This window comes from Pseudomonas sp. A214 (assembly GCF_900156295.1).
GTDB lineage: Bacteria > Pseudomonadota > Gammaproteobacteria > Pseudomonadales > Pseudomonadaceae > Aquipseudomonas > Aquipseudomonas rhizophila.
Genome location: NZ_LT707062.1, coordinates 3,988,389 through 4,009,705 on the forward strand (window position 1 = coordinate 3,988,389; position 21,317 = coordinate 4,009,705).

16 protein-coding genes and 1 pseudogene are annotated in these 21,317 nt (G+C 56.3%); 12 read left to right on the plus strand and 5 right to left on the minus strand.

Translation table 11 applies throughout. The features are described 5' to 3' along the window. Window positions 1-139: 139 nt before the first annotated feature. The 3 genes from BW979_RS17850 to BW979_RS17860 are packed head-to-tail and all read right to left on the minus strand — an operon-like array spanning window position 140 to window position 4,400. Window positions 140-1,804: an MFS transporter gene (locus BW979_RS17850; protein ID WP_083714421.1), complete on the minus strand. Its 1,665-nt coding sequence runs from the start codon at window positions 1,802-1,804 to the stop codon at window positions 140-142. Window positions 1,805-1,855: 51 nt separating this feature from the next. Continuing rightward, a complete protein-coding gene (locus BW979_RS17855) occupies window positions 1,856-3,286 on the minus strand; it encodes an aldehyde dehydrogenase family protein (RefSeq protein WP_076384840.1) in 1,431 nt (476 codons plus the stop codon). A gap of 16 nt (window positions 3,287-3,302) precedes the next feature. Continuing rightward, window positions 3,303-4,400, minus strand: coding sequence for a zinc-dependent alcohol dehydrogenase family protein (locus tag BW979_RS17860; RefSeq protein WP_269458143.1), 1,098 nt, complete (start codon window positions 4,398-4,400; stop codon window positions 3,303-3,305). Window positions 4,401-5,282: 882 nt separating this feature from the next. Here BW979_RS17860 and BW979_RS17865 point away from each other — a divergent pair. The 5 genes from BW979_RS17865 to BW979_RS17885 are packed head-to-tail and all read left to right on the plus strand — an operon-like array spanning window position 5,283 to window position 9,913. Then, window positions 5,283-6,599, plus strand: coding sequence for an ABC transporter substrate-binding protein (locus BW979_RS17865; RefSeq protein WP_076384844.1), 1,317 nt, complete (start codon window positions 5,283-5,285; stop codon window positions 6,597-6,599). After that, on the plus strand, window positions 6,596-7,501 hold the full coding sequence (locus BW979_RS17870) for a branched-chain amino acid ABC transporter permease (protein ID WP_076384846.1): 906 nt from the start codon (window positions 6,596-6,598) through the stop codon (window positions 7,499-7,501). The genes BW979_RS17865 and BW979_RS17870 overlap by 4 nt, the downstream gene beginning before the upstream one ends. Beyond that, entirely contained in the window at window positions 7,501-8,439 is a 939-nt protein-coding gene (locus BW979_RS17875) for a branched-chain amino acid ABC transporter permease (protein WP_076384848.1), read from the plus strand. The genes BW979_RS17870 and BW979_RS17875 overlap by 1 nt, the downstream gene beginning before the upstream one ends. Beyond that, a complete protein-coding gene (locus BW979_RS17880; RefSeq protein WP_076384850.1) occupies window positions 8,436-9,179 on the plus strand; it encodes an ABC transporter ATP-binding protein in 744 nt (247 codons plus the stop codon). Before BW979_RS17875 ends, BW979_RS17880 begins: the two co-directional genes overlap by 4 nt. Then, entirely contained in the window at window positions 9,176-9,913 is a 738-nt protein-coding gene (locus tag BW979_RS17885) for an ABC transporter ATP-binding protein (protein WP_076384852.1), read from the plus strand. Before BW979_RS17880 ends, BW979_RS17885 begins: the two co-directional genes overlap by 4 nt. A gap of 67 nt (window positions 9,914-9,980) precedes the next feature. Here BW979_RS17885 and BW979_RS17890 read toward each other — a convergent pair whose 3' ends face one another. Then, window positions 9,981-11,492 carry a fumarate hydratase gene (locus tag BW979_RS17890; protein ID WP_076386668.1) on the minus strand — a complete coding sequence of 504 codons (1,512 nt, stop codon included), beginning with the start codon at window positions 11,490-11,492 and terminating at the stop codon, window positions 9,981-9,983. Between the two features lie 641 nt (window positions 11,493-12,133). On the opposite strand from BW979_RS17890, the gene BW979_RS17895 reads away from it, so the two are divergent. The 5 genes and pseudogenes from BW979_RS17895 to BW979_RS17915 all read left to right on the plus strand — a co-directional run bounded on the left by BW979_RS17895 (window position 12,134) and on the right by BW979_RS17915 (window position 17,975). Then, window positions 12,134-13,567: an aldehyde dehydrogenase family protein gene (locus BW979_RS17895; protein WP_076384854.1), complete on the plus strand. Its 1,434-nt coding sequence runs from the start codon at window positions 12,134-12,136 to the stop codon at window positions 13,565-13,567. Window positions 13,568-13,604: 37 nt separating this feature from the next. Further along, complete coding sequence (locus BW979_RS17900; RefSeq protein WP_076384856.1) at window positions 13,605-14,357, plus strand: SDR family oxidoreductase; 753 nt, start codon at window positions 13,605-13,607, stop codon at window positions 14,355-14,357. Window positions 14,358-14,632: 275 nt separating this feature from the next. Further along, window positions 14,633-15,730 carry an NAD(P)-dependent alcohol dehydrogenase gene (locus BW979_RS17905; RefSeq protein WP_076384859.1) on the plus strand — a complete coding sequence of 366 codons (1,098 nt, stop codon included), beginning with the start codon at window positions 14,633-14,635 and terminating at the stop codon, window positions 15,728-15,730. Window positions 15,731-15,767: 37 nt separating this feature from the next. Beyond that, the gene (locus BW979_RS17910) at window positions 15,768-17,225 is read left to right on the plus strand and encodes an aldehyde dehydrogenase family protein (RefSeq protein WP_076384861.1); all 1,458 of its coding nucleotides are present in this window, start codon (window positions 15,768-15,770) and stop codon (window positions 17,223-17,225) included. Window positions 17,226-17,308: 83 nt separating this feature from the next. After that, window positions 17,309-17,975: pseudogene (locus tag BW979_RS17915) on the plus strand (NAD(P)H-binding protein). Here the strand turns inward: BW979_RS17915 and BW979_RS17920 are convergent. Then, the gene (locus BW979_RS17920; protein WP_076384863.1) at window positions 17,962-18,873 is read right to left on the minus strand and encodes a LysR substrate-binding domain-containing protein; all 912 of its coding nucleotides are present in this window, start codon (window positions 18,871-18,873) and stop codon (window positions 17,962-17,964) included. The pseudogene BW979_RS17915 and the gene BW979_RS17920 sit on opposite strands and share 14 nt — an antisense overlap. A gap of 242 nt (window positions 18,874-19,115) precedes the next feature. Between BW979_RS17920 and BW979_RS17925 the strand changes: the two genes are divergently transcribed. Next, window positions 19,116-20,321: a CaiB/BaiF CoA transferase family protein gene (locus BW979_RS17925; protein ID WP_083714425.1), complete on the plus strand. Its 1,206-nt coding sequence runs from the start codon at window positions 19,116-19,118 to the stop codon at window positions 20,319-20,321. A gap of 2 nt (window positions 20,322-20,323) precedes the next feature. After that, entirely contained in the window at window positions 20,324-21,139 is an 816-nt protein-coding gene (locus BW979_RS17930; RefSeq protein WP_156893507.1) for an HpcH/HpaI aldolase/citrate lyase family protein, read from the plus strand. Window positions 21,140-21,317: the final 178 nt, after the last annotated feature.

Sequence of the window (21,317 nt, forward strand, 5' to 3'; positions counted from 1 at the left end):
CACGAAGGCGCAAGAGATTGCGCTTTTGTTGCTCGTCACTGAATTGCTCAGCGCGAGTCGACTGCGACACCGCGTCACTGCGCAAAGGTGCAGCCTTGGCCGGAGCCAGGCTGCACACAATCAAGAAGTAGTTTGCACCCTAGAGGTTGATATCCACGTCCCGAGTTTCACGCAAGAAGAACAATCCAACCACGAGCGACAGGGAGATCCAAAACAAAGGATACCAAAGCCCCTGGTAGATGTTTCCGGCTTGGGCTGACATTGCAAAGGCCACGGTCGGTAGAAGTCCGCCAATCCATCCGCTCGCGAAGTGGTAAGGGAACGACATGGACGTGTAACGAATACGGGTCGGGAACATCTCAACAAGCATCGGCGCCACAGGGGTCAGCGTGATCACCCCGCAGAACACCAGCCCAATCAGAATCAACAGCACCTTCCCCTGCTGGAAATTTTCCTTCTTCGCAGTCGCCGGGAATCCTTCTGCAACAAGCTGGTTAACCACCTGGGTTTTCAGTTCTGCAGATTTGGCCTTCACATCAGCGTCACCAACACTGCTTAGGTCAGCCACGTTGATCTCGGATGAACCGATCGTTATACGGGTACCGCCTTCAGACGTTGTGGTCGTTTCGTAGCTAACCCCGGCAGCTGTCAGAGCTTGCTTTGCAACGTCGCATGGGCTCTTGAACACGCGGGTGCCGGTCGGGTTGAACAGGAACGAGCACTCTCTCCCGTCTGTAATCAACGTCACCGGGACGCGTGCCTGGGCTGCCACAAGATCCGGATTACCGTAGTGAGCGATGCCCTTGTAGATCGGCACCATGAAAATGGCAGACAAGAGGAAGCCTGCCAGCAGCACAGGTTTGCGGCCAAATCGGTCGCATAGCCAGCCGGCGAACAGGAACATGGGCAGGCCCGCCAGCAACGCCAGCGTCAGTGTGGTATTGGCTTGTTGAGGATCAATCTTCAGGCTTTGCGTCATGAAGAAAGTCGGATAGAGAACGGCCATGTAGTAGGCGCAGGTCATACCGCCGCAGATGCCGAACAGCGCGATCACTAATCGCTTGGCATTGGCTTTATCCAGGAACGTCTCTGTCAGCGGTGCTTTGGAGAGACGGTTTTCCTCCTTCATTTTCTTGAATGCAGGCGACTCCTCCATGCCCATCCGAATCACCACCGAAATGCCGAGCAACAACACAGAGGCAAGGAACGGAATGCGCCATCCCCAGTCGTTGAACTCATCACCCGAAATGGCACGTGAGGCGAGAACCACTGCAAACGCCAAGAGCAATCCAACGGTACCGGTACCGGAAATCCAGGCAGTGTTGAAACCACGGTTGTGAGGTTTCGAATGCTCGGAAACATACGTGGCCGCGCCCCCGTACTCACCGCCGAGCGCAAGGCCCTGGAGCATCCGCATGGTGATCAGAAGTATCGGCGCGATAATGCCTACCGAATCGTAGGTGGGCAGCACACCGACCCCAACCGTCGCGACCCCCATGATCACAATGGTGATCAGGAACGTCTTTTTCCGACCAATCCGATCACCGATTCGACCAAATATTATCGCGCCGACTGGACGCATGATGAAGCCTACAGCAAAGGTCAAAAGGGCGAAAATGAAGCCCGTGCTTGAATCAAGCCCTGAGAAGAAATTGACCGCGAGCGCCGCTGCCAGCGCGCCGTAGAGCGTGAACTCATACCACTCAAATACCGTGCCGATGGATGCCGCCGTGATGACTTTCACGGTGGCCTTGTCGATCGTTTTTTCAGGAACTGACGCTGCCGTCTCTATGGAGTATTTCATAGACGCTTACCTGTTTTTTATTATTGGTTTTGGATGACATAGGTCGGTTGATTACGACGAGAAGTATCCAACGATGGACTTCGTTTCCAGATACTCCATGAGGCCATGCACGCCCCACTCTCGCCCGTTGCCAGACTGCTTGTATCCCCCGAAGGGTGCACCTAAGTCGGCAGCTGGATAGTTCAAGTGCACGCCCCCAGCTCGCAAGCGGCCAGCTACAGCGCGGGCACGCTCCAGGCTTGCAGACTGGACATAGGCTGCCAGGCCATACGGCGTACCATTGGCGATACTGATCGCCTGCTCTTCCGTGTCGTACGGGATCACCGACAGCACTGGGCCAAAGATTTCCTCTTGCGCGATGGTCATGTCCGGGCTGACGTTTGCGAAGACGGTGGGCTTAACGAAATATCCCTTATCCAAGCCTTCTGGGCGCTCCATGCCGCCACAGATCAGTTCTGCGCCTTCATTGATACCTGCTTGGATCAGGCGCTGCACTCGGTGGAACTGGGCCTCATTCACGAGCGGGCCAAGATGTGTCACAGTTTCCAGCGGATCACCCGTGCGATATTCCTGGGCAACCTGCCGTGCGATCTCACCCACCAAAGGCATCTTGGGTCGTGGAACGATCATCCGTGTCGGAATGGAGCAGGATTGGCCGCTATTTGTGAAACAAGCCGCAACGCCTTTTCGAACCGCTGTCTCGAAGTCAGCGTCCTCAAGAAGGATGTTTGCAGACTTGCCACCCAGTTCCTGAGCAACGCGTTTGACAGTGTCTGCTGCAGTTTTAGCGACTTGGATACCCGCCTGAGTCGAACCGGTGAACGACACCATGTCGATCAGTGGATGAGCAGAGATTGCACTGCCAACCGTGCGCCCTTCCCCATTTACCAGGTTGAACACGCCAGGTGGCACACCTCCTTCGTCCAGCACCTCTGCGAACAGGAGCGCAGACAACGCAGAGTACTCACTAGGCTTGAGCACGATGGTGCAGCCAGCAGCCAAGGCAGGCGCGATCTTGACAACGATCTGGTTGATCGGCCAGTTCCAGGGTGTGATCAACCCACATACGCCTATAGGCTCTCGACGAATCATCGTGGTGCCCTGGCGATGATCGAACTCGAACTCACGCAGAACACGAATGATTTCGTCAATGTGGGCGATGCCGCGTGCCGCCTGAGCGTCACGAGAGAACTTGATAGGCGTACCCATTTCCAGCGTCATCGCCTGCGCGAATTCTTCATACCGACGCTTATAGATAAACAGCACTCTTTCGAGCAGCTCAATGCGCTGGCCTACCGTCCATTGCGAATAGCTAACGAACGCCTCCCGCGCTGCGTTGACAGCCCGATCGACATCACGATCATCACCCATGGCCAACGTTCCGGAGCTCGCTTCTGTGGCTGGATTGATCAGTTCGAATTTGCCGCTACCAATGGGATCGACCCACTGGCCATCAATGTAAAACTGGTTAGTGCGATACATGGTTTGCTCCTGCTCTTTAGTCGAATGTCACAACCTGGCGGACTGCCTCGCCGTTTTTCAGGCGATCCATGCCAAGGTTGATGTCATCCAGCGGAAGGGTGTGGGTCACCAGCTTGTCGATTGGCAGGCGTCCCCGACGGAACAGCTCCAGATAACGCGGCAAGTCGCGGCTTGGAACGCTGCTCCCCATGTAGCTGCCTTTTAGGGTTCGCTCTTCCGCGACCAAGCCGACCATGGGAACGGCGAACGTCGCGTCAGGCTTGGCCAATCCAGCGGTCACGACCTCGCCACCTCGCCGGCCAACCTTCCAGGCGGTTTCGAGCGCGGATGCTGCGCCTGCGAACTCCAACGCCACGTCGACACCGCCATGAGTCAAATCCCTGATAGCTTCGACCAGATGAGGGTCAGCAGCATGGAAGACATGACGAGCTCCGAGCTCTTTCGCGAAGGCCAACTTGTGTTCGTTGGTATCGATTGCAATGACATCGCTAGCACCGGCAGCCAATGCGCCAAGCTGAGCGGCCAGGCCCACTCCGCCCATCCCCACAATGGCAACGGTCGAGCCGAGTGAGATGCTTGCAGTATTTGTCGCGGCACCGACGCCGGTCAGAACTGCGCATCCAAACAACGCAGCATGAGCGAGGGGGATCTCTTTATCGACCTTCACAAGGGATCGAGCTGAGACCACTGCGTACTCCGCAAAAGCTGAGATACCAGAGTGGTGATTCAGGTATTCGTCTTGGCGCATCAAGCGACGATCCCCCCTGAGCAGTGTCCCTTTGGTACCAGCAACAGCACCCGGGCCGCACAAGGCAGGACGCCCGCCCGAGCACTCGGGGCAATGGCCACAAGCCGCGACAAACACCGTTACGACATGGTCGCCGGGCACCAGGTCGTCAACATACGGGCCCACTGCTGTCACGACCCCGGCAGCTTCATGCCCAATTACCATGGGCAGCGGTCGAGGCCGGACGCCTTCAATTATCGAGAGGTCAGAATGACAGATGCCAGCGGCAGCCATCTTGATAATGACCTCGCCTGGCCCGGGTTGCCCGAGCTCGATTTCCTGGACTTGCAGGGGTTTTGATTCGGCGTACGGGCCTTCCAGCCCCATTCTCTCAAGTACTGCGGCCCTGATTTTCAAGGTGCTTACTCCGTCGGTGATTATTTTTATCGCGACCACGGGGGAAACCGCCCGCTCGTCATATTGAGAGACTGTATTACAATCTTACGATACCAACAAGGCGAACGGCTTCCGCCGGGGAAATAACGGGCCATCCTCGGCAGTGCTTTCAGCCGCCGGCGGAGAGAAGGCAAAGATCATCATCAACCGAATTGCATCTGACCACGTGCTGGAGTACCGAACTGTTGGCTCCAACCATGCTGCCTCCATAACAGGCGAGGCGACATTGTTCATGTTGCGGGGCAAAACCGTCTGCCACCTCTGGCATGCTGGACGCTTGCCTAGCATGGAGCTGCAGCCAGTAAGGCAAGTCCCCGTCGCTCTCTTCGCGATACCTGCTATAGGTAATATCCGCGCAATGTGCGATGACTATTGATTGTCTCTGATCCTGGTGGGTGCATGCCCCGTCTGCGGAGCCATTGTCATACCCCTCTCCAAGACCGCGACTGAGCGAGAGATAGCAAGTACGCCCGAGCTGCCGTTGAGTTCGAAATCGAAATTTATTCAATAGGTGAAGCCGAGGGGGCCGCGTAGGCACTGCGGCAGCCCCTCTGCCCCTGCCGCAGATGTTCGTGGGTGTTTGGCGTTCATTAACGCCCCCTTTGCCAACTGCGGATTCTCAAAAACTACTTGTCCGGTCACTCTGGTCTCTGAGCTCATGGTGAGCCCACAGCCCGGTGGGCTCACCTATTTGGCGCATAGCAAGACCATTACTGCCATTAGTTCACCACCGGAGTGCGCATTCACAAAACACGATCCTGAGCGTCGCTTTTTGCAAATCACGACAAAAATAATTCTGTGAGGCAATCTGACATGAAACCCAAGGCAATCGGCCAATTCGGCACGAAGCTGATCCTGACCTGTGCGTTAGCACTGTCTCCTCTCCTCGCGTTTGCCGACTCAAAACCGACAGCCATCAAAATCGGCATCACCACCTTCATCTCGGGGCCTGCGTCAGTCTTCGGGATGCCTGCAAAAGCAGCTGCCGATTTGTACCTAGAGCAGTTGAATGCTTCAGGCGGCATCAAGGGCGTGAAGGTCGAGCCCATTTTTATTGATGAAGGCGTGGGAGGTGATCGCCTTCTTTCGGAGTACCGCAGAGTCGTGCAGGAACAGCAGGCTGCTGTGATGATCGCTTCGATCTCCAGTGGTAACTGCAATACCCTGGCACCCGTCGCGGAGGATCTCAAGGTCGTAAACTTGTTGTGGGATTGCGGCACTGAAAAGGCACTGGAAAACCATGCCTATCGCTACGTCTTTAGGCCTCAAGCCAATGCGGTCACAGAGATGGTGTCGAGTGTCATCTATCTCCTTCAAACCAAACCCGACTTCAAGACGATTGCGGTGGTCAACCAGGACTATGCTTGGGGCCGAGATTCGTGGGAAATCTTCAGCAGAACGCTCAAGCAGCTTAAGCCTGATGTCCAAGTGGTTGCGGAGCTGTTCCCGCGATTTGGCGCCTCAGACTTCTCTGCAGAGGTCAGTCGCTTGCAGGTACTACGGCCTGATGTAGTGTTGAGCACCTCCTGGGGAGGTGATCTGGATACCTTCATTCGACAAGCCAGCCAGCGTGGCCTGCTTCAGAAATCCCAGTTCTTCCTCCCGCTTGGCGAGACGTCACTCGAACGCCTTGGCTCGGCGGTACCCGACGGGGTACTGGTGGGGGCTCGGGGCGATCACTATTTCTTGAACCCCCAGTACGCGAATGATGCCCGCCATGGTCAGTTCGTTAAAGAGTTCAAGGCGCGTACCGGCACCTACCCCATTTACTCCGCTTACCACATGGTGCAAGCACTGGACGCAACAGTTGCTGCCTACTCCAAAGCCATCTCCGCCAACGGTGATAAGTGGCCTGATGAAGAACAGCTTGCCGATGCGTTTCGAGGCTTGGAGTTTCGTGGACTCACCAGCGGCGTTCGGATTCGCCCTGAAGACGGACAAGGACTCGAACCCCAACTGTTTGGCGTGACTGCGGCGAGCAACCAGTTCAAGTTCAAAGTGCTCAAGGACATCGTTCTGATCAGCCCTGATGGCGTCACTACGCCGCCGGGGATGAAAACGCAGGAGTGGCTTGGAACGCTCAGCCCAGAACTGATCACTGAGATCAAAGCCGTGAGGGCTCAACCATGAACCTCTTCGACGTTCTGCTCCTCTCGCTCCTCGATGGCATCTCCTATGCCGGACTGCTCTTTCTGGTGGCACTGGGTCTGACCTTCATTTTCGGTGTGGTTCGAATCATGAACGTTGCACACGGCAGCCTGTACGCGTTCGGCGGCTATGGCGCCGCCTCGCTTGGACTGTGGCTCGGTCAGGATGCTGGTTCGACTAGCTTGTCGATTGCGTTGCTGTTGATGGGCGCGATCTCGGTGGGATGCATTCTGGGTACCGTACTGATGCTCTTACTCAAGCAGTTTCAGCATCGTGACCCCATCCTGCAGCTCCTCGTGACCTTCGGCGCGTTCATGATTTTCGAGGATCTTCAGCGACTGCTTTGGGGAAGTCAGCCCTACTTTGTGTCAGATGTCGTCACCAACATGGGGACATCTGAGCTCAAAGGTGTGACGTACACCAACTACCAGCTGTTCTTCGTGCCATGCGCCGCAGTGGCGGTGTTCGTGGCTCTCAGATGGTTCCTCAATAAGACTCTGGCCGGGAAACAGATCATCGCCGTTACCCATGATCGTGAGGTCGCTACCGCTCTGGGAATCAACGCCAAGCGTATCGCCTACCTCACCTTCCTGGTGGGCGCGATCCTGGGCGCGTTAGGAGGAGCGCTTGCATCACCTACAACTTCGCTCGTGCCAGGTATCGGCGCCGACATGATAGTCCTGTCTTTCGCTGTGGTTGCCAGTGCGGGCTTGGGCCAAGTCACGGGTGCGCTGATCACCGCCTTGATGATTGGGCTCGCTCGATCTTTGTGCGTCTACTTCGCGCCTGAGATAGAGGTGGTAATGCCGTACCTGATCATGGTCGCTGTCCTGCTCGTTCGTCCCCAAGGTCTCTTCACTGTCGTGCAAGCGAGGAAAATCTGATGCGCTCTCTACTTTTCTTTGCGCTACCAGTCATCATCGTACTCAGCCTGGCAGCTGGCATGCCGTGGCTCAAACTCCCACTGATACTCGCACTCTGTTATGGCATGGCAGCTCTGGGCGTCGTTGTTTTGCTCAAGGCTGGTCAGATCTCCTTTGGCCACGCTATGTATGCCTGCGTGTCTGGATACATCGTTGCTTTCCTTGGGCAACGCTTTCCCTCCCTTGATGGCGTGGTACTGATCATTGTCGCCACTGCCGGCAGTGTGTTGCTTGCCATGACAATCGGCGCATTCGTCGTGCGTTATCGGGAAATTTTCTTCGGAATGCTCAACCTTGCACTGTCGATGGTGCTCTTCACTGCATTGGGCAAGTTCTATCACGTAACAGGCGGCACGGACGGGCTAAGGGTTGTGCGTCCGTCGATGCTTGGGCTTCAGTTGGAGCGGAGCACATTTGAAATCACGCTGCTGGTGATCTCGCTCGTGTGTTCGGTGCTGATCGCAATTGGGATCCAGCGCTACTTCCGATCGGGAGAAGGACAAGCTCTAGCTGCCATCAAAACGAATGAAACACGACTGGAGTATCTGGGCATTTCAGCAAAGAGAGTTTTGTGGAAAGGCTACGTAATCTCTGCAGCCCTGTGCGGTCTCTCCGGTGCACTGTTCGGGCTATCCCAAGGCCTTGTAACGCCTGAGATGGGCTACTGGCTGCGTTCGGGTGAGTTTGTCTTCATCGCCATTTTGGGCGGGGCGGGTCATCCAATCGGCGCGTTCCTGGGAGGCTTCCTCTACGAATTCCTGAAGATGTATTCCGCAGCCTTCGTCAGTGGCTCATGGCAAATGGTGCTGGGGATCGTCCTGATTGTGATCATCTATTTCCTACCCAAGGGTTTGACGGGGTTGCTGCGCAAACGCCGTCTGGCAGGAGGTGATGCATGAGCCAGGCTCTTCTTGAGACGCGCAAACTGAAGCTCGCTTTCGGCGGGTTGGTGGTGGCCAACGAAATTGATTTCCAGCTCCACTCCGGAGAGCGGCTCGCAGTGATCGGACAAAATGGCGCGGGCAAGACAACGTTCATCAATATTTGCACTGGGCTACTGCGACCGGATGACGGGAACGTGTACTTCGCCGGCGACGACATTACCGGTCGCACTCCTCGATCTATTGTGCGAAGAGGTATGGCACGGTCATTCCAACTGCCCCAGCTCTTCCTCGATCACACCGTACGTGAGTCTCTGCAGATTGCATCCGCGTCCAGGCAAGGCAAATTGTCGGCGTGGATGGGGCTCGGCAAGGCCAGCGACAGGATTGAGATCGACCATATGCTCGATCTGATCGGCCTGCGCGACCGCCAAGACGAACCATGCAGCAATCTGCCGGAGGGACAACGAAAGCTCCTCGATGTCGCCATGTCACTTATGTTGCGCCCGCAGCTATTGATCCTCGATGAACCTACCAGTGGTGTATCGACTGAGGATAAGCACACCGTCATGGAGACACTCATGAGTGCGTTGGACGAACACAAGGTTACCGCCATCTTTGTGGAGCATGACGTCGACATCGTGAGTCGGTATGCGACGAGGGTGGCAGCCTGGATCAGCGGCGGAATCGCGGCTGATGGCAAGCCAGCAGATGTGCTGTCCAATCCAATGATCCAAAAAGAGGTGTTAGGGCTATGAACACGACAGTTCTGAGCTTCCATAGCATCAGCGTGGACATCGTGCGCGCTCCAGTGCTTCGCAGCATCACTGTTGACTTCGGTGCGGGCGAGATCATCGCAGTTGTCGGGCGCAACGGCGCCGGTAAAACGACGCTCCTGCGTACCATCATGGGCCTGCTCCCGATCAAGGATGGACAAGTACTGTTCAAGGGCAGCAACCTCGCATCGTTCCCCGCTCACCAACGGGCCCGGCTGGGCATCGGTTACGCGCCTCAAGAGCGTGTCATGTTCCCAACGTTTACCATCGAAGAGAATCTTCGGCTGCCATGCCAGGTAGCCAGGATGTCAAAGCGCGAGATTGATGATCGGCTGGCGATGACGCTTGAAGTGGTACCGCAATTGCGGGACATGCTTCCTCGATCCGGTGCCGCGCTTTCGGGCGGGCAAGGGAAGATGGCGGCTCTAGGGCGCGCATTAATGATTGGGCATGAGATGGTCTTGCTCGACGAGCCGTTCCAAGGCTTGGCGCCTGCACTGGCGACGGAGTACAGCAATGCGTTGAGGCGGCTCCAGCAGCTACTTCCAGAGCTGTGCATTGTGGTCACGGAATCCAACGGCTCGCTGCTCAAGGATGTCCCTGATCGAGTTTTGCAGATTGAGCGAGGCGCGTTGACTAGCACCGCACACCGCTCCTCATCTGAGCTGCCTTTAGCGCAAAGCACCAGTGTGCTCTCCGCGACTGGATACCGGTAACGAGAGCGGGCCTTGCTCGACATCTCAAGATGTAGAGCGAGGCCCGTTACACTGGGTGAGTTTATGATCAGGTGTTGTAAGCCCAGATGCGCCTGCTTTCCGGGGCCCACATCAGAGGCCCGGAGCGATGAACCGAGTCTCCTTTGGCGTCTACTGCAACTGTCGTAGGCATGTCTTTGACTTCAAACTCGTAGATCGCTTCCATGCCCAGGTCATCGAACGCAACGACTCTCGATTGAGTAATGGCTTGGGACACCAGGTACGCTGCGCCGCCTACAGCCATCAGATAAATGGCCTGGTGCTCCTTGATGGCGTCGATCGCCGTCTGACCTCGCTCTGATTTGCCGATCATTCCGAGCAGCCCTGTGTGCTTCAGAATGGATGGAGTGAATTTGTCCATTCTCGTTGACGTTGTAGGCCCCGCAGGCCCAACGATTTCATCTCTTACCGGATCGACGGGCCCAACGTAATAAATGAATCGCCCCCTTAAATCCACGGGCAGCTCCTCTCCTCGCTCCAGCATCTCAACCAGGCGTTTGTGGGCAGCGTCCCTACCTGTCAGCAATTTTCCGCTCAAGAGGATGATTTCCCCCGGGCTCCACGTGAGCACATCGGCAGGCGTAACCGTATCGAGATCTACTCGGCGAGCCGCCGCGGCTGTCCCCCACGCGATGTCCGGATAATCACTGAGGGCCGGGGCTTGAAATTGCGCTTTGCCCGTGCCGTCGAGTGTGAAATGTACATGTCTAGTCGCTGCGCAGTTCGGGATAATGCAGATGGGCAGCGAAGCAGCATGCGTCGGGTAATCCAGGATCTTGACGTCGAGGACAGTCGTCAGCCCTCCTAGCCCTTGCGCTCCAATGCCGAGCTGATTCACTCGATGGTACAGCTCTAGACGAAGTTCCTCTAATCGGCTGGTGGGGCCCCGCTCGATCAGCTCGTGAATGTCGATCGGCGCCATCAGCGACTGCTTAGCCAGCAATGCCGCTTTTTCTGCGGTACCACCAATTCCAATGCCCAGCATGCCCGGAGGGCACCAGCCCGCCCCCATTGACGGCACGGTGTTCAGCACCCAGTCGACGATCGAGTCAGACGGATTAAGCATCGCTGCCTTGGCCTTGTTTTCAGAGCCTCCCCCCTTGGCTGCAACATCGAAGCGAATGTCAGTGCCGGCGACGACCGAGTAGTGAATGATGGCAGGCGTATTGTCACGAGTGTTTCTCCGCCTCCCCGCAGGATCCTCCACTATTGATGCTCGGAGCACGTTGTCAGGATGCAGGTAAGCCTGACGAACGCCCTCGTTGATCATCTCATCCAGGCTCATGGTGTGATCGCCCCATTGCACATCCATTCCAACCTCCACGAAGACCGTCACGATCCCTGTGTCCTGGCAGATCGGACGCGAGCCTCTAGCACACATTCGAGAGTTGATGAGGATCTGTGCAATAGCATCGCGGGCAGCAGGCGAAGCCTCACGCTCGTAAGCCTCATGCATCGCGTTGACGAAGTCCTTTGGGTGAAAGTACGAAATGAACTGCAATGCCGACGCAACACTGTCGATGACATCCTGCTGCTGGATCTTTTTTGTCAATTGTCTCACCAGTTTTCGAGGCGGAAGACAGGTGAAGCATCAGCGCTGGCCTGCGCAACCGCCGAAGGGAAATCGTCTTACCAGCCATCGATCATGAAAGGGGGCTGCATGGGTTGGAATTTGTGATTACTAAAGCCCGTATTCACACATGACTAACATCCGCCGAAACCCGCCAAGCCATGGTTGGGACGCCCTCGTCCTTCGATCGGCGAGAGCCGACGTTCTGTGCTGTGGCGTTTATAAGATCCGAACGCCGGATTATAAAAATGTAAATTCCCTTAACGGGAAAGCCGAGGCAACCTGACCCCAGATAAAAAACAACAATGCGCCATCCAGGTCAGCCTTCATGCCCAGCCTCAAACGAACGACCAGCAATAAGGCTTCACCGCACTGCCTTGCTGTGACGGCCTTCCATGTCTCTGCCCGGAGCCGGGGTACCGCTGGTTATCAGGGTGGTCTACGGTCTTCGCCCGCATTGTCCCCTTTACCATTCGCTCGCCATGGCCTCGGAGGCTTCGCGTGCGTTGATCCCAATCAAGTATTTCCGGTTGACCGCTTGAGCTGGCCTTGCAGCGCGAGCGCCACCCAAATCGGCCAGCCAACTCCTACCCTGTTGAAAGGATTGATCCATGAGTAAGCTCTTTATTGATGGCGAGAATGTCCCTGCCACTGGCGGCGGAACTATTCCTGTGTATTCGCCGGTGACTGGAGAGGCCTATGCAGAGATAGCCCGAGGGCAGTCCCAGGATGTCGATGCTGCCGTATGCGCTGCACGAGCCGCCGTGAATGGAGATTGGGGCAGGAAGACCGCCACAGAACGAGGCCGTGTGCTGGTTCAGATCGGCAGCAAAGTCTTGGAAAACATCGACGAGCTCGCAGAGATTGAGGCTCGCGACACAGGTAAGCCAATTGCCTTGGCTCGTAAAGATATTGAGGCGCTGGCGCGATACTTCGAATTCTATGGAGGCGCGGCGGACAAGGTGCACGGGGAGGTCATCCCTTACCTTGCCGGCTACACGGTTAGCGTCGTGCGCGAACCCTGTGGAGTGGTTGGCCATATCATTCCATGGAACTACCCTGCCCAGATGCTTGGACGCACCATTGCACCTGCTCTGGCGATGGGCAACGCCTCGGTCGTCAAGCCTGCCGAAGACGCCTGCATGACTTCACTGCGCTTCGCAGAGATTGCCAATGAGGCCGGATTGCCAGCGGGCGCGCTGAACATTGTGACCGGTTACGGCAAAGAGGCCGGTGCAGCGTTGGCGGAGCATCCGGACATCAATCTAATCACTTTCACTGGCTCACCTGTGGTCGGCGTAGCCATCCAGACTGCAGCGGCAGCCAACCACGTCAAATGCGTACTCGAACTGGGTGGCAAATGCCCACAGGTGGTGTTTGAAGACGCCGACTTGGATAAGGCCATCCCAGTCATCGTCGGCGCGATCATTCAGAACGCAGGTCAGACGTGTTCTGCGGGCAGTCGTGTCCTGGTTCAGAGGACTGTATTCGATCAGGTCGTGGCACGGCTCGCTGCGCGCTTTAGCGAAGTTAGGGTAGGTCTGCCTGAGACCTCTCCAGATTGCGGCCCAATCATCACCAAAGCTCAATTTGGGCGGGTCAACCAATTTATTGCTGAGTGCAAGCAGTCCGGGTTACCCGTGATTGCCGAGGGACTCATGGACAGTGACCTACCGGAAGACGGTTACTACGTTAGACCTGTGGTTTTCGGCCCAGTACCTCGGGATCACAAACTGGCGCTGGAGGAAGTCTTCGGCCCAGTGCTCGCAGTGCTCCCCTTCGATGATGAAGACGATGCTGTAGCCCTGGCCAATGGCACCGACTATGGCTTGGTCGCCTCCATCTGGAGCGAAAACGGGGGGCGGCAGCAACGTCTGGCCAAGCGCCTTGAGGGCGGGCAAGTATTCATCAACTGCTATGGAGCAGGTGGTGGCGTGGAGCTGCCATTTGGGGGCATCCGCAAGAGCGGCCATGGGCGTGAGAAAGGTTTGCTCGCTCTCGATGAATTCAGCATCACCAAAACCGTGGTTAGCCACCACGGCTGAAACTCAATCTTGTTTTTGATCAGTGCCGGAGAAAATGATGACTCAGCTTAATAATAAGGTCGCTCTCGTAACAGGTGCAGCAAGCGGTTTCGGTGCGTGCATCGCGCGACGTTACATCGAACAAGGCGCGAAGGTCGTTTTAGCGGATATCAATTTTGAAGCTGCCAGCAAGCTCGCTGATGAGCTTGGAGCCAATGCTGTAGCCGCAGCTTGCGATGTCACCAATGCCGAGCAAGTTCAGGCTGCGGTCGACCTCTGCGTAAAGGCGTTCGGGACGCCGGATGTGGTGGTCAATAACGCGGGCACGACCCACCGCAACCAACCCCTGATGGACGTGGACGAGAAAACCTTTGATCGCGTGTTCGCAGTCAACGTGAAGTCGATTTTCCACATGACCAAGGCTGTCGTGCCCCTGATGCGAGCTCGTAAATCTGGCTCGATCATCAACGTCGGATCCGTCGCAGGCATTCGTCCTCGCCCAGGCCTCACCTGGTACAACGGCTCGAAAGGTGCTGTGAATCTGCTGTCGAAGTCGCTGGCTGTGGAGCTGGGCCCTGACGGCATTCGGGTTAATAACATCTGCCCAGTGATGGGTGAGACCGCCTTGCTCGAAGATTTTATGGGTGTGCCCGATACCCCAGAAAATCGCCAGAAGTTTTTGGCCACCATCCCGCTGGGCCGCCTTGCCAAGCCAGATGATGTGGCCGCTGTAGCTGTATTCCTGGCGAGCGATGAAGCTGCTTTCCTCAACGGTGTTGAACTGCCAGTGGATGGCGGCCGCGTGATCTGATTTGCACTAGCAATCCCTGCAGTACGCCCTTCCTTGCGCTTGCCACGATCGAGCGCATGGAGGGGGCTCAATGAACAGCTTGGTTCCAACCCCCTCCTCCTCAGTTACGCCGACTCGATGTCAGTCGTGATCGTTAATCCAGAGTTAACGCCCCCTTTCGATTCGCAAGATTCTTGAACGCTGACGAATCAGGCATCGTGATCTCTCGCGCCCCTCAGTACTCACTGTTTAAACAACATCAACAAATTCAGGAGAGGGCCTTTGGAGATAGAAGTATGCAAATCAAAGCCGCTGTCGTGAGAGACACCTCTGCCCCGTTCGTTGTGGAAACCCTGACCCTGGATGAGCCTAGGGCTGACGAAATCCTTGTGCGGATTGTCGGCGCTGGCGTCTGCCACACCGACATGGTGGTTAGAGATCAAGGCTACCCGGTACCTCTGCCCTTGGTGCTTGGGCATGAAGGCTCAGGTGTCGTCGAGCGCATTGGCGCAAACGTTACAACCCTACAGCCTGGCGATCACGTGGTATTGAGCTACGCCAACTGTGGTCATTGCACTAATTGCTTGAGTGGCGCCCCCGGCTACTGCGAATCTTTTTACGATCAGAATTTTGGTGGCCAGCGTACTGACGGCTCTACGCCCTATAAGGATGCCGAAGGCCACGCTGTATGCGGCTGCTTCTTCAATCAATCCTCCTTTGGCACACACGCTCTGGTTTCCGAGCGAAACGCGATCAAGATTCCAAAGGATGTCCCATTGGAACTCATGGGCCCACTGGGATGCGGTATCCAGACAGGCGCCGGTGCCATCATGAACGCACTCAAGCCTGGGGTAGGCAGCAGCATTGCCGTGTTCGGCGCAGGATCCGTGGGGCTCTCGGCGATCATGGCCGCCAAGGCGGTCGGGTGTACTCAGATCATCGCGGTCGACATGAATGATGCACGTCTGGAACTGGCAAGAGAGCTCGGCGCAACGCATGTGATCAATCCAGCATCGACGAATACCCTCGACAAAATCCGTGACATTTCCGGTGGGGGCGTTCAATTCAGCCTGGAGTGCACCTCCCATCCCAAAGTCCTGCGGCAAGCCGTCGATTGTCTACGCATCCCAGGCGTCTGTGGGTTGGTAGGTGCTGCGCCGCTCGGCACGGAAGCGTCACTGGACATGAACACGGTTCTGTTCGGGCGCACCCTGCGCGGCATTATCGAAGGAGACAGTGTGCCGAAGGTATTCATACCTCAGCTTATCGAGCTCTGGCGTGCTGGACGTTTCCCCTTCGATCGCTTGGTCAAGTACTACGCCCTGGAGGACATTAACCAGGCTGTGGCCGACTCAGAAAGTGGCGTGGTACTCAAGCCCATCCTCAAGCCCTGATGCTTGAGACACTTCAAACGATAGATACAGGTACGTTATGAACACTGCCCAAACACCCTCTCCACTGATCACCGCAGGTCTCCCGGCCCAGTTCCGACTGTCGATTGCCGGCAAATTGGTGGAGGCCGAATCTTCTTTTGACGTCTTGAATCCTGCGACCAACACAGTCATTGGCCAGGCTCCAGAAGGCTCTGCTGCGCAGCTCGAAGAAGCGATCGCCGCTGCAGCTGAGGCCTTCAAGTCCTGGTCGAAGCTGGACTGGCAAAGTCGCTCCGAGTACGTTCAGCGTTATGCCGATGCGCTTGAGGCACGAAAGGAAGAGTTGATCACCCTACTGACTCTTGAGCAGGGTAAGCCTCGCCACAGCCAAGCGAAATCGGAAGTGGAAGCAGCCATTTACTGGGTGCGGGAAGTCGCGAAACGCCATATCCCTGTCGAGGTGATCGAAGATACCGAGGATCACGTCGTAGAAGTTCACCACACGCCTCTGGGCGTCGTGGGCGCGATCACGCCGTGGAACTTCCCGGTGCTCCTGGGGCTTTGGAAAGTGGCGCCCTGCTTGGTCACAGGCAACACGATGGTGATGAAGCCCTCCCCCTACACGCCCCTGACATCCCTGTTCTTCGGCGAGATCGCCCAAGACGTCCTACCGGCCGGCGTGCTAAACGTCGTTTCCGGGGGCAACGAGCTGGGTCAGATCATCACTGAACACCCTGCCATCTCCAAAATCAGCTTCACCGGCTCGACGGCGACGGGTAAGCGAGTCATGGCCAGCGGTGCTAGCAACCTGAAGCGCATCACCCTAGAGCTTGGCGGTAACGATGCTGCCGTTGTACTCGCGGATGCCGACTGGCAATCCATCGTAAAACCTCTGTTCTGGGCGGCTTTTGGAAATTCTGGGCAATGGTGTATTGCGGTAAAGCGCCTGTACGTCCACTCCAGCATCCACGCCGAGTTTACTGCGGCCTTTGTTGAATACGCCAAATCGATCAGAGTCGGCGATGGCATGGATTCGACATCGGATCTGGGCCCGATCCAGAACCGTATGCAGTACGAAAAGCTACTGGAACTGTTCGAGGACACCCGCAAACGGGGCTACAAATTTGCCCTGGGTGGCACCATTGATGAGTCGCTGGCTGGTAACTTCGTTCCTGTCACTATCGTCGATAATCCCCCAGAGGACAGTCGCATTGTCCAGGAGGAACCGTTTGGGCCGATCCTGCCCATCATTGCGTTCGACGATATTGATGAGGTAATTGCCAAGGTCAACGCAAGCCCATTCGGCTTGGCTGGCTCCGTATGGGGTGGCGATCGGAGCAAGGCAATCGAGGTCGCGAAGCAACTGGAAACCGGTACCGTATGGGTCAACGAGATCCATATCCATGGTATCGACATCCCGTTTGGAGGCCATAAGCTCTCAGGAATGGGAGTGGAAAACGGCCAGGAGGGACTGGCTGGCTTCACTAACACCAAGACTTACATGTTCAAAAAGTAATTGGTTCGCATGCGCCCTCAATGGCCTTTCGCGCAGGCTCTTGAGGGCGCATGTGCGTTCGACTCACACCCTGGAGGACTAATGTGGCCAGCGTCTTGATTATTGGCGCAACTGGCAAGGTCGGAAGTCGCTTGGCTAGAAAGTTACTGGGCAATGGGCATGAAGCCGTTGGCACGTACCGACGAGCTGACCAAGCAGTAGCGTTGCGAATCGAAGGCGTTTTACCTGTCGAATGCGATATCGTGAGTGCTGGCGTGGCTGAGATGGCCGCGTTGATGTCGGGTATCGACGCCGTAGTATTCACGGCAGGCGCAGCGGGTGCCGGTAGAGAATTGACCGATGCGATCGACGGTGAGGGCGTTTTGAAGGCCAGCGCCGCAGCACAGGTCGCCGGCGTGAAACGATTTTTGCTGATCTCGGCATTCCCTGATGCTTGGCGTAGCAAACGAATGTCTGAGTCTTTTGAGCACTACATGTTCGTCAAACGGCACAGATGTGCACCTGGCCAGCACTGACTTGGACTGGGTCATCATTCGGCCTGGCACCCTCTTGGATGCAGACGCAACCGGAGCGATTCGCCTGGGATTGGCGATTCCCTATGGAGAGGTTTCCCGGGATGACGTGGCGTCGACTATTGTCGCGTTGATCGAGGAGCCACGATTGCGGCGGGTGATTCTGGAGCTGACATCAGGCTCAGCTCCAGTTCAACAAGCAGTGTCGGATCAAGCCCAGATGTTCAGCATTGTGTAGTGGACTTCTCAGCTTGGTCGGTTCTCAACAGGCTGATCAGTTTGCGCACACAGCCGGGTAACGCATCCAGTTCTCGGACGAGAATACTACGTTCTCTGATCGCCCAGGGCTCATCGAGTTGGACGATTGAGAGCTTCATCGTCTTGCTATGCCTGATCGCCGCTGATTGAGGGATGATGCCAATCCCAACATTCGCTTCAACCATCCTGCAGACCGACTCAAAGCTCGATACCTGGATCCGCCAGGAGAGCTTTTCGCCGAGTCTCTCCGCTTGCTCGCGCATGAATTCCTGCAGCGTACTTCCCTCCTGCATGCCCACGTGATGGTAAGCCAGGGTATCGACGAATTTTGGAGAGGCGGTCGTATCCAGTACGTGGCCTTCAGGGACAACAATCACCAGGCGGTCAGTGCTGTAGTGAAGTACTTCAAGCTCTTTGGTCGCAACCGGGCCTGCAACGATCCCCATGTCGGTTGAGCCTTCGAGTACCCCCCGCACGATATCTCTGGTCAATCGCTCTTGAAGGTCTACCGTCACGCCTGGGTTGCTTGCCAAATACCGTGCAAGGACTTCCGGCAGAAACTCCGTGACCGCTGTGGTGTTCGCGAAAATCCGGATGTGCCCCGATGAGTCAGCACCATACTCATTGAACTCGGTTTTAAGGTACGCCATCTGCCGCATGATGAGCCTGGCATGCTTCAGAAGCCGCTTACCTGCCTCAGTAAGCTCGACCCCTTTACTGTCCCGATACAGCAGATGGGTATTCAACTGTGCCTCAAGCGCTTTCATCCGAACGCTAGCTGCGGCTGGGGAAATAAACGCCTTCTTGGCGCCCTGCGTCAGGCTCGGTGCCTCAGCAATATGGATGAATAAATTCAGGTCTTTAAAGTCTAGGTGCATGACGTCAATCCGATCGCCCGTAGCATTAATTATAGCCTAACGCTGGGTTTCCAAAAGGCAAATTCACAGAACGCCAAGAGCCTCTCATGATCTCTTCAGGACTACAACCGCTTCCTGAATAGCAGCAGTTGAAAGCAGGCAGGCACCAACGCCCAGTTGCATGTCCTCCATTGGTTATTTCAACAAACCGTAGTTCGGCGCCTACCTGGCAGCCGCGCACTTTTCACCGTACGGAGCACACTGTGATTAAGCCGACCTCCAGCCCTCGCCCTTTGGATGGTGTAACCGTTGTCAGCCTTGAGCATGCGATCGCTGCGCCATTTTGTACGCGTCAGCTCGCAGATCTGGGGGCCCGCGTGATCAAAATCGAGCGTCCAGGCGTCGGTGACTTCGCGCGTGCGTACGACACCCGTACCGAAGGCCTGGCTTCGCATTTCGTTTGGACAAATCGCTCCAAGGAAAGCCTCACCCTGGATGTGAAGAAACCAGGTGCAGACGCAATCCTGAATGCGCTGTTGGATAAAGCCGATGTACTGGTGCAGAACCTAGCACCGGGCGCAGCAGCACGCATGGGCTTGTCGTTTGAGAAGCTCCACGAGCGTTTCCCAAGACTGATTGTGTGCGACATCTCTGGATACGGCGAAGGTGGCCCGTATGAGCAGAAGAAAGCCTACGATCTCTTGATTCAAAGCGAAGGTGGCTTCCTGTCTGTAACTGGCGGCCCAGGGGAAGACGAGCTGGCCAAGGCTGGATGCTCGATCGCGGACATCTCGGCTGGCATGTATGCCTACTCAGGGATTCTCTCAGCATTACTGCTGCGTGGAAAAACCGGAGTGGGTAGCCGAGTGGACGTCAGCATGTTGGAGTGCCTGGTGGAGTGGATGGGCTACCCGCTCTATTACGCTTATGACGGAGCAACACCTCCCCCTCGCGCAGGCGCCTCGCATTCGACCATCTATCCGTATGGCCCCTTCCCCGCTAGCGAAGGTGAAACCGTGATGCTGGGCCTACAGAACGAACGCGAGTGGGCCCTTTTCTGCGAGCGAGTCTTAGAAGCGCCGCAGCTGCTCAGTGATTCACGATTCGATTCCAACACCAAGCGATCAGCGAATCGGAGCGAGTTGCGGGCCATCATCGTCGATGCGTTTTCTCGTCTTGGCACTGAAACGGTTGTCGCTCGTCTTGATGCAGCCCCGATCGCCAACGCCAAGGTCAACAGCATGCATGACGTTTGGAAGCATCCTCAGTTGCAGGCACGTGGGCGCTGGACAGAGGTGGCCAGCCCTAGCGGTGCACTGCCGGCACTCTTGCCTCCTGCAAGTAACTCCGCCTTCTCTGCACGCATGGATGCCATTCCTGCCCTTGGCCAGCACAGCGACAACATCCTCAGTGAGCTTGGTTACTCTCAAACGGAGATCGGCACTCTCAAGAACGGTGGAGTGATCTGATCGTGACGAAACCTTCGTTTGTACGTAGCGCCCTGTTCGTACCAGGTGATCGACCCGAGCGATTCGAAAAAGCGTTGGCCACTGGTGCCGATGTTGTGATCGTAGATTTAGAGGATGCAGTAGAAGACGAGTTGAAAGCTCAGGCACGCGAAAACCTGCAACACTTGTTGAGTTCAAACCCGCATGTGGAGGTAGTCGTTCGAGTCAACGGAAGCGACCACCCAGAACACCAAGCGGACGTGGCTTTTTGTGCGGGCGCTGCTCAGGTTCGAGCTGTGATATTGCCCAAGGCGCAGAGCCGTACCCAGGTTGAGCATGTTGGAAAGCAAGGACTCGTGGTTTGGCCTTTGATTGAAACAGTACAAGGCGTTGAGGCCCTGGCAGAGATCGCTGGCGCGAAGAACGTGGAGCGACTGACCTACGGGGCGTTGGACTTTGGCGTAGAGCTTGGCCTGAAGTCAGGTACCACAGCCGCGAATCGAATGCTCGACCAGGTCAGATTCCGACTGCTGACTCAAAGCGTCCGTGCTGGGTTGCCACGTCCTCTGGAGACGGTCTTCGCGGACATCGCCGCGTTGGACAAGCTCGCAGAGTTCGCCAAAGACGCCCTGAACATGGGATTCGAAGGCATGTTGTGTATTCATCCCAAACAAGTGGCCGTGGTGAACGAATCATTTTCACCCACCCAGGACGAGTTGGCCTGGGCAGCCAGTGTCCTTGAGGCATCCTTAGGTGCTGCAGGTGCATTCAGATTTGAAGGCAAGATGATTGACGCGCCAGTGTTGGCTCATGCGCGTCGATTGATCGGGGAGTCATAACGCGTGCCGGCTTGAGTGATGCGTTGGCGTCGCTCAAGCCAAACAATAGTAGACCGCTGGTTGTGCACTCGACGTGAAAACTATCCTCGCCTCCTGCGCCAGTTTCCAATTCCGCAATTGGAGATGGGAAAGGCGCTGGCCTCGGGGTGATCGACATTCCTCCTTCAGAATCCATTGC

Excerpts from the sequence above, each read along its gene's own strand:
- BW979_RS17850 (WP_083714421.1), bottom strand. The coding sequence starts at position 1,804 with ATGAAATACTCCATAGAGACGGCAGCGTCAGTTCCTGAAAAAACGATC.
- BW979_RS17855 (WP_076384840.1), bottom strand. The coding sequence starts at position 3,286 with ATGTATCGCACTAACCAGTTTTACATTGATGGCCAGTGGGTCGATCCC.
- BW979_RS17860 (WP_269458143.1), bottom strand. The coding sequence starts at position 4,400 with ATGGGGCTGGAAGGCCCGTACGCCGAATCAAAACCCCTGCAAGTCCAG.
- BW979_RS17865 (WP_076384844.1), top strand. The coding sequence starts at position 5,283 with ATGAAACCCAAGGCAATCGGCCAATTCGGCACGAAGCTGATCCTGACC.
- BW979_RS17870 (WP_076384846.1), top strand. The coding sequence starts at position 6,596 with ATGAACCTCTTCGACGTTCTGCTCCTCTCGCTCCTCGATGGCATCTCC.
- BW979_RS17875 (WP_076384848.1), top strand. The coding sequence starts at position 7,501 with ATGCGCTCTCTACTTTTCTTTGCGCTACCAGTCATCATCGTACTCAGC.
- BW979_RS17880 (WP_076384850.1), top strand. The coding sequence starts at position 8,436 with ATGAGCCAGGCTCTTCTTGAGACGCGCAAACTGAAGCTCGCTTTCGGC.
- BW979_RS17885 (WP_076384852.1), top strand. The coding sequence starts at position 9,176 with ATGAACACGACAGTTCTGAGCTTCCATAGCATCAGCGTGGACATCGTG.
- BW979_RS17895 (WP_076384854.1), top strand. The coding sequence starts at position 12,134 with ATGAGTAAGCTCTTTATTGATGGCGAGAATGTCCCTGCCACTGGCGGC.
- BW979_RS17900 (WP_076384856.1), top strand. The coding sequence starts at position 13,605 with ATGACTCAGCTTAATAATAAGGTCGCTCTCGTAACAGGTGCAGCAAGC.
- BW979_RS17905 (WP_076384859.1), top strand. The coding sequence starts at position 14,633 with ATGCAAATCAAAGCCGCTGTCGTGAGAGACACCTCTGCCCCGTTCGTT.
- BW979_RS17910 (WP_076384861.1), top strand. The coding sequence starts at position 15,768 with ATGAACACTGCCCAAACACCCTCTCCACTGATCACCGCAGGTCTCCCG.
- BW979_RS17920 (WP_076384863.1), bottom strand. The coding sequence starts at position 18,873 with ATGCACCTAGACTTTAAAGACCTGAATTTATTCATCCATATTGCTGAG.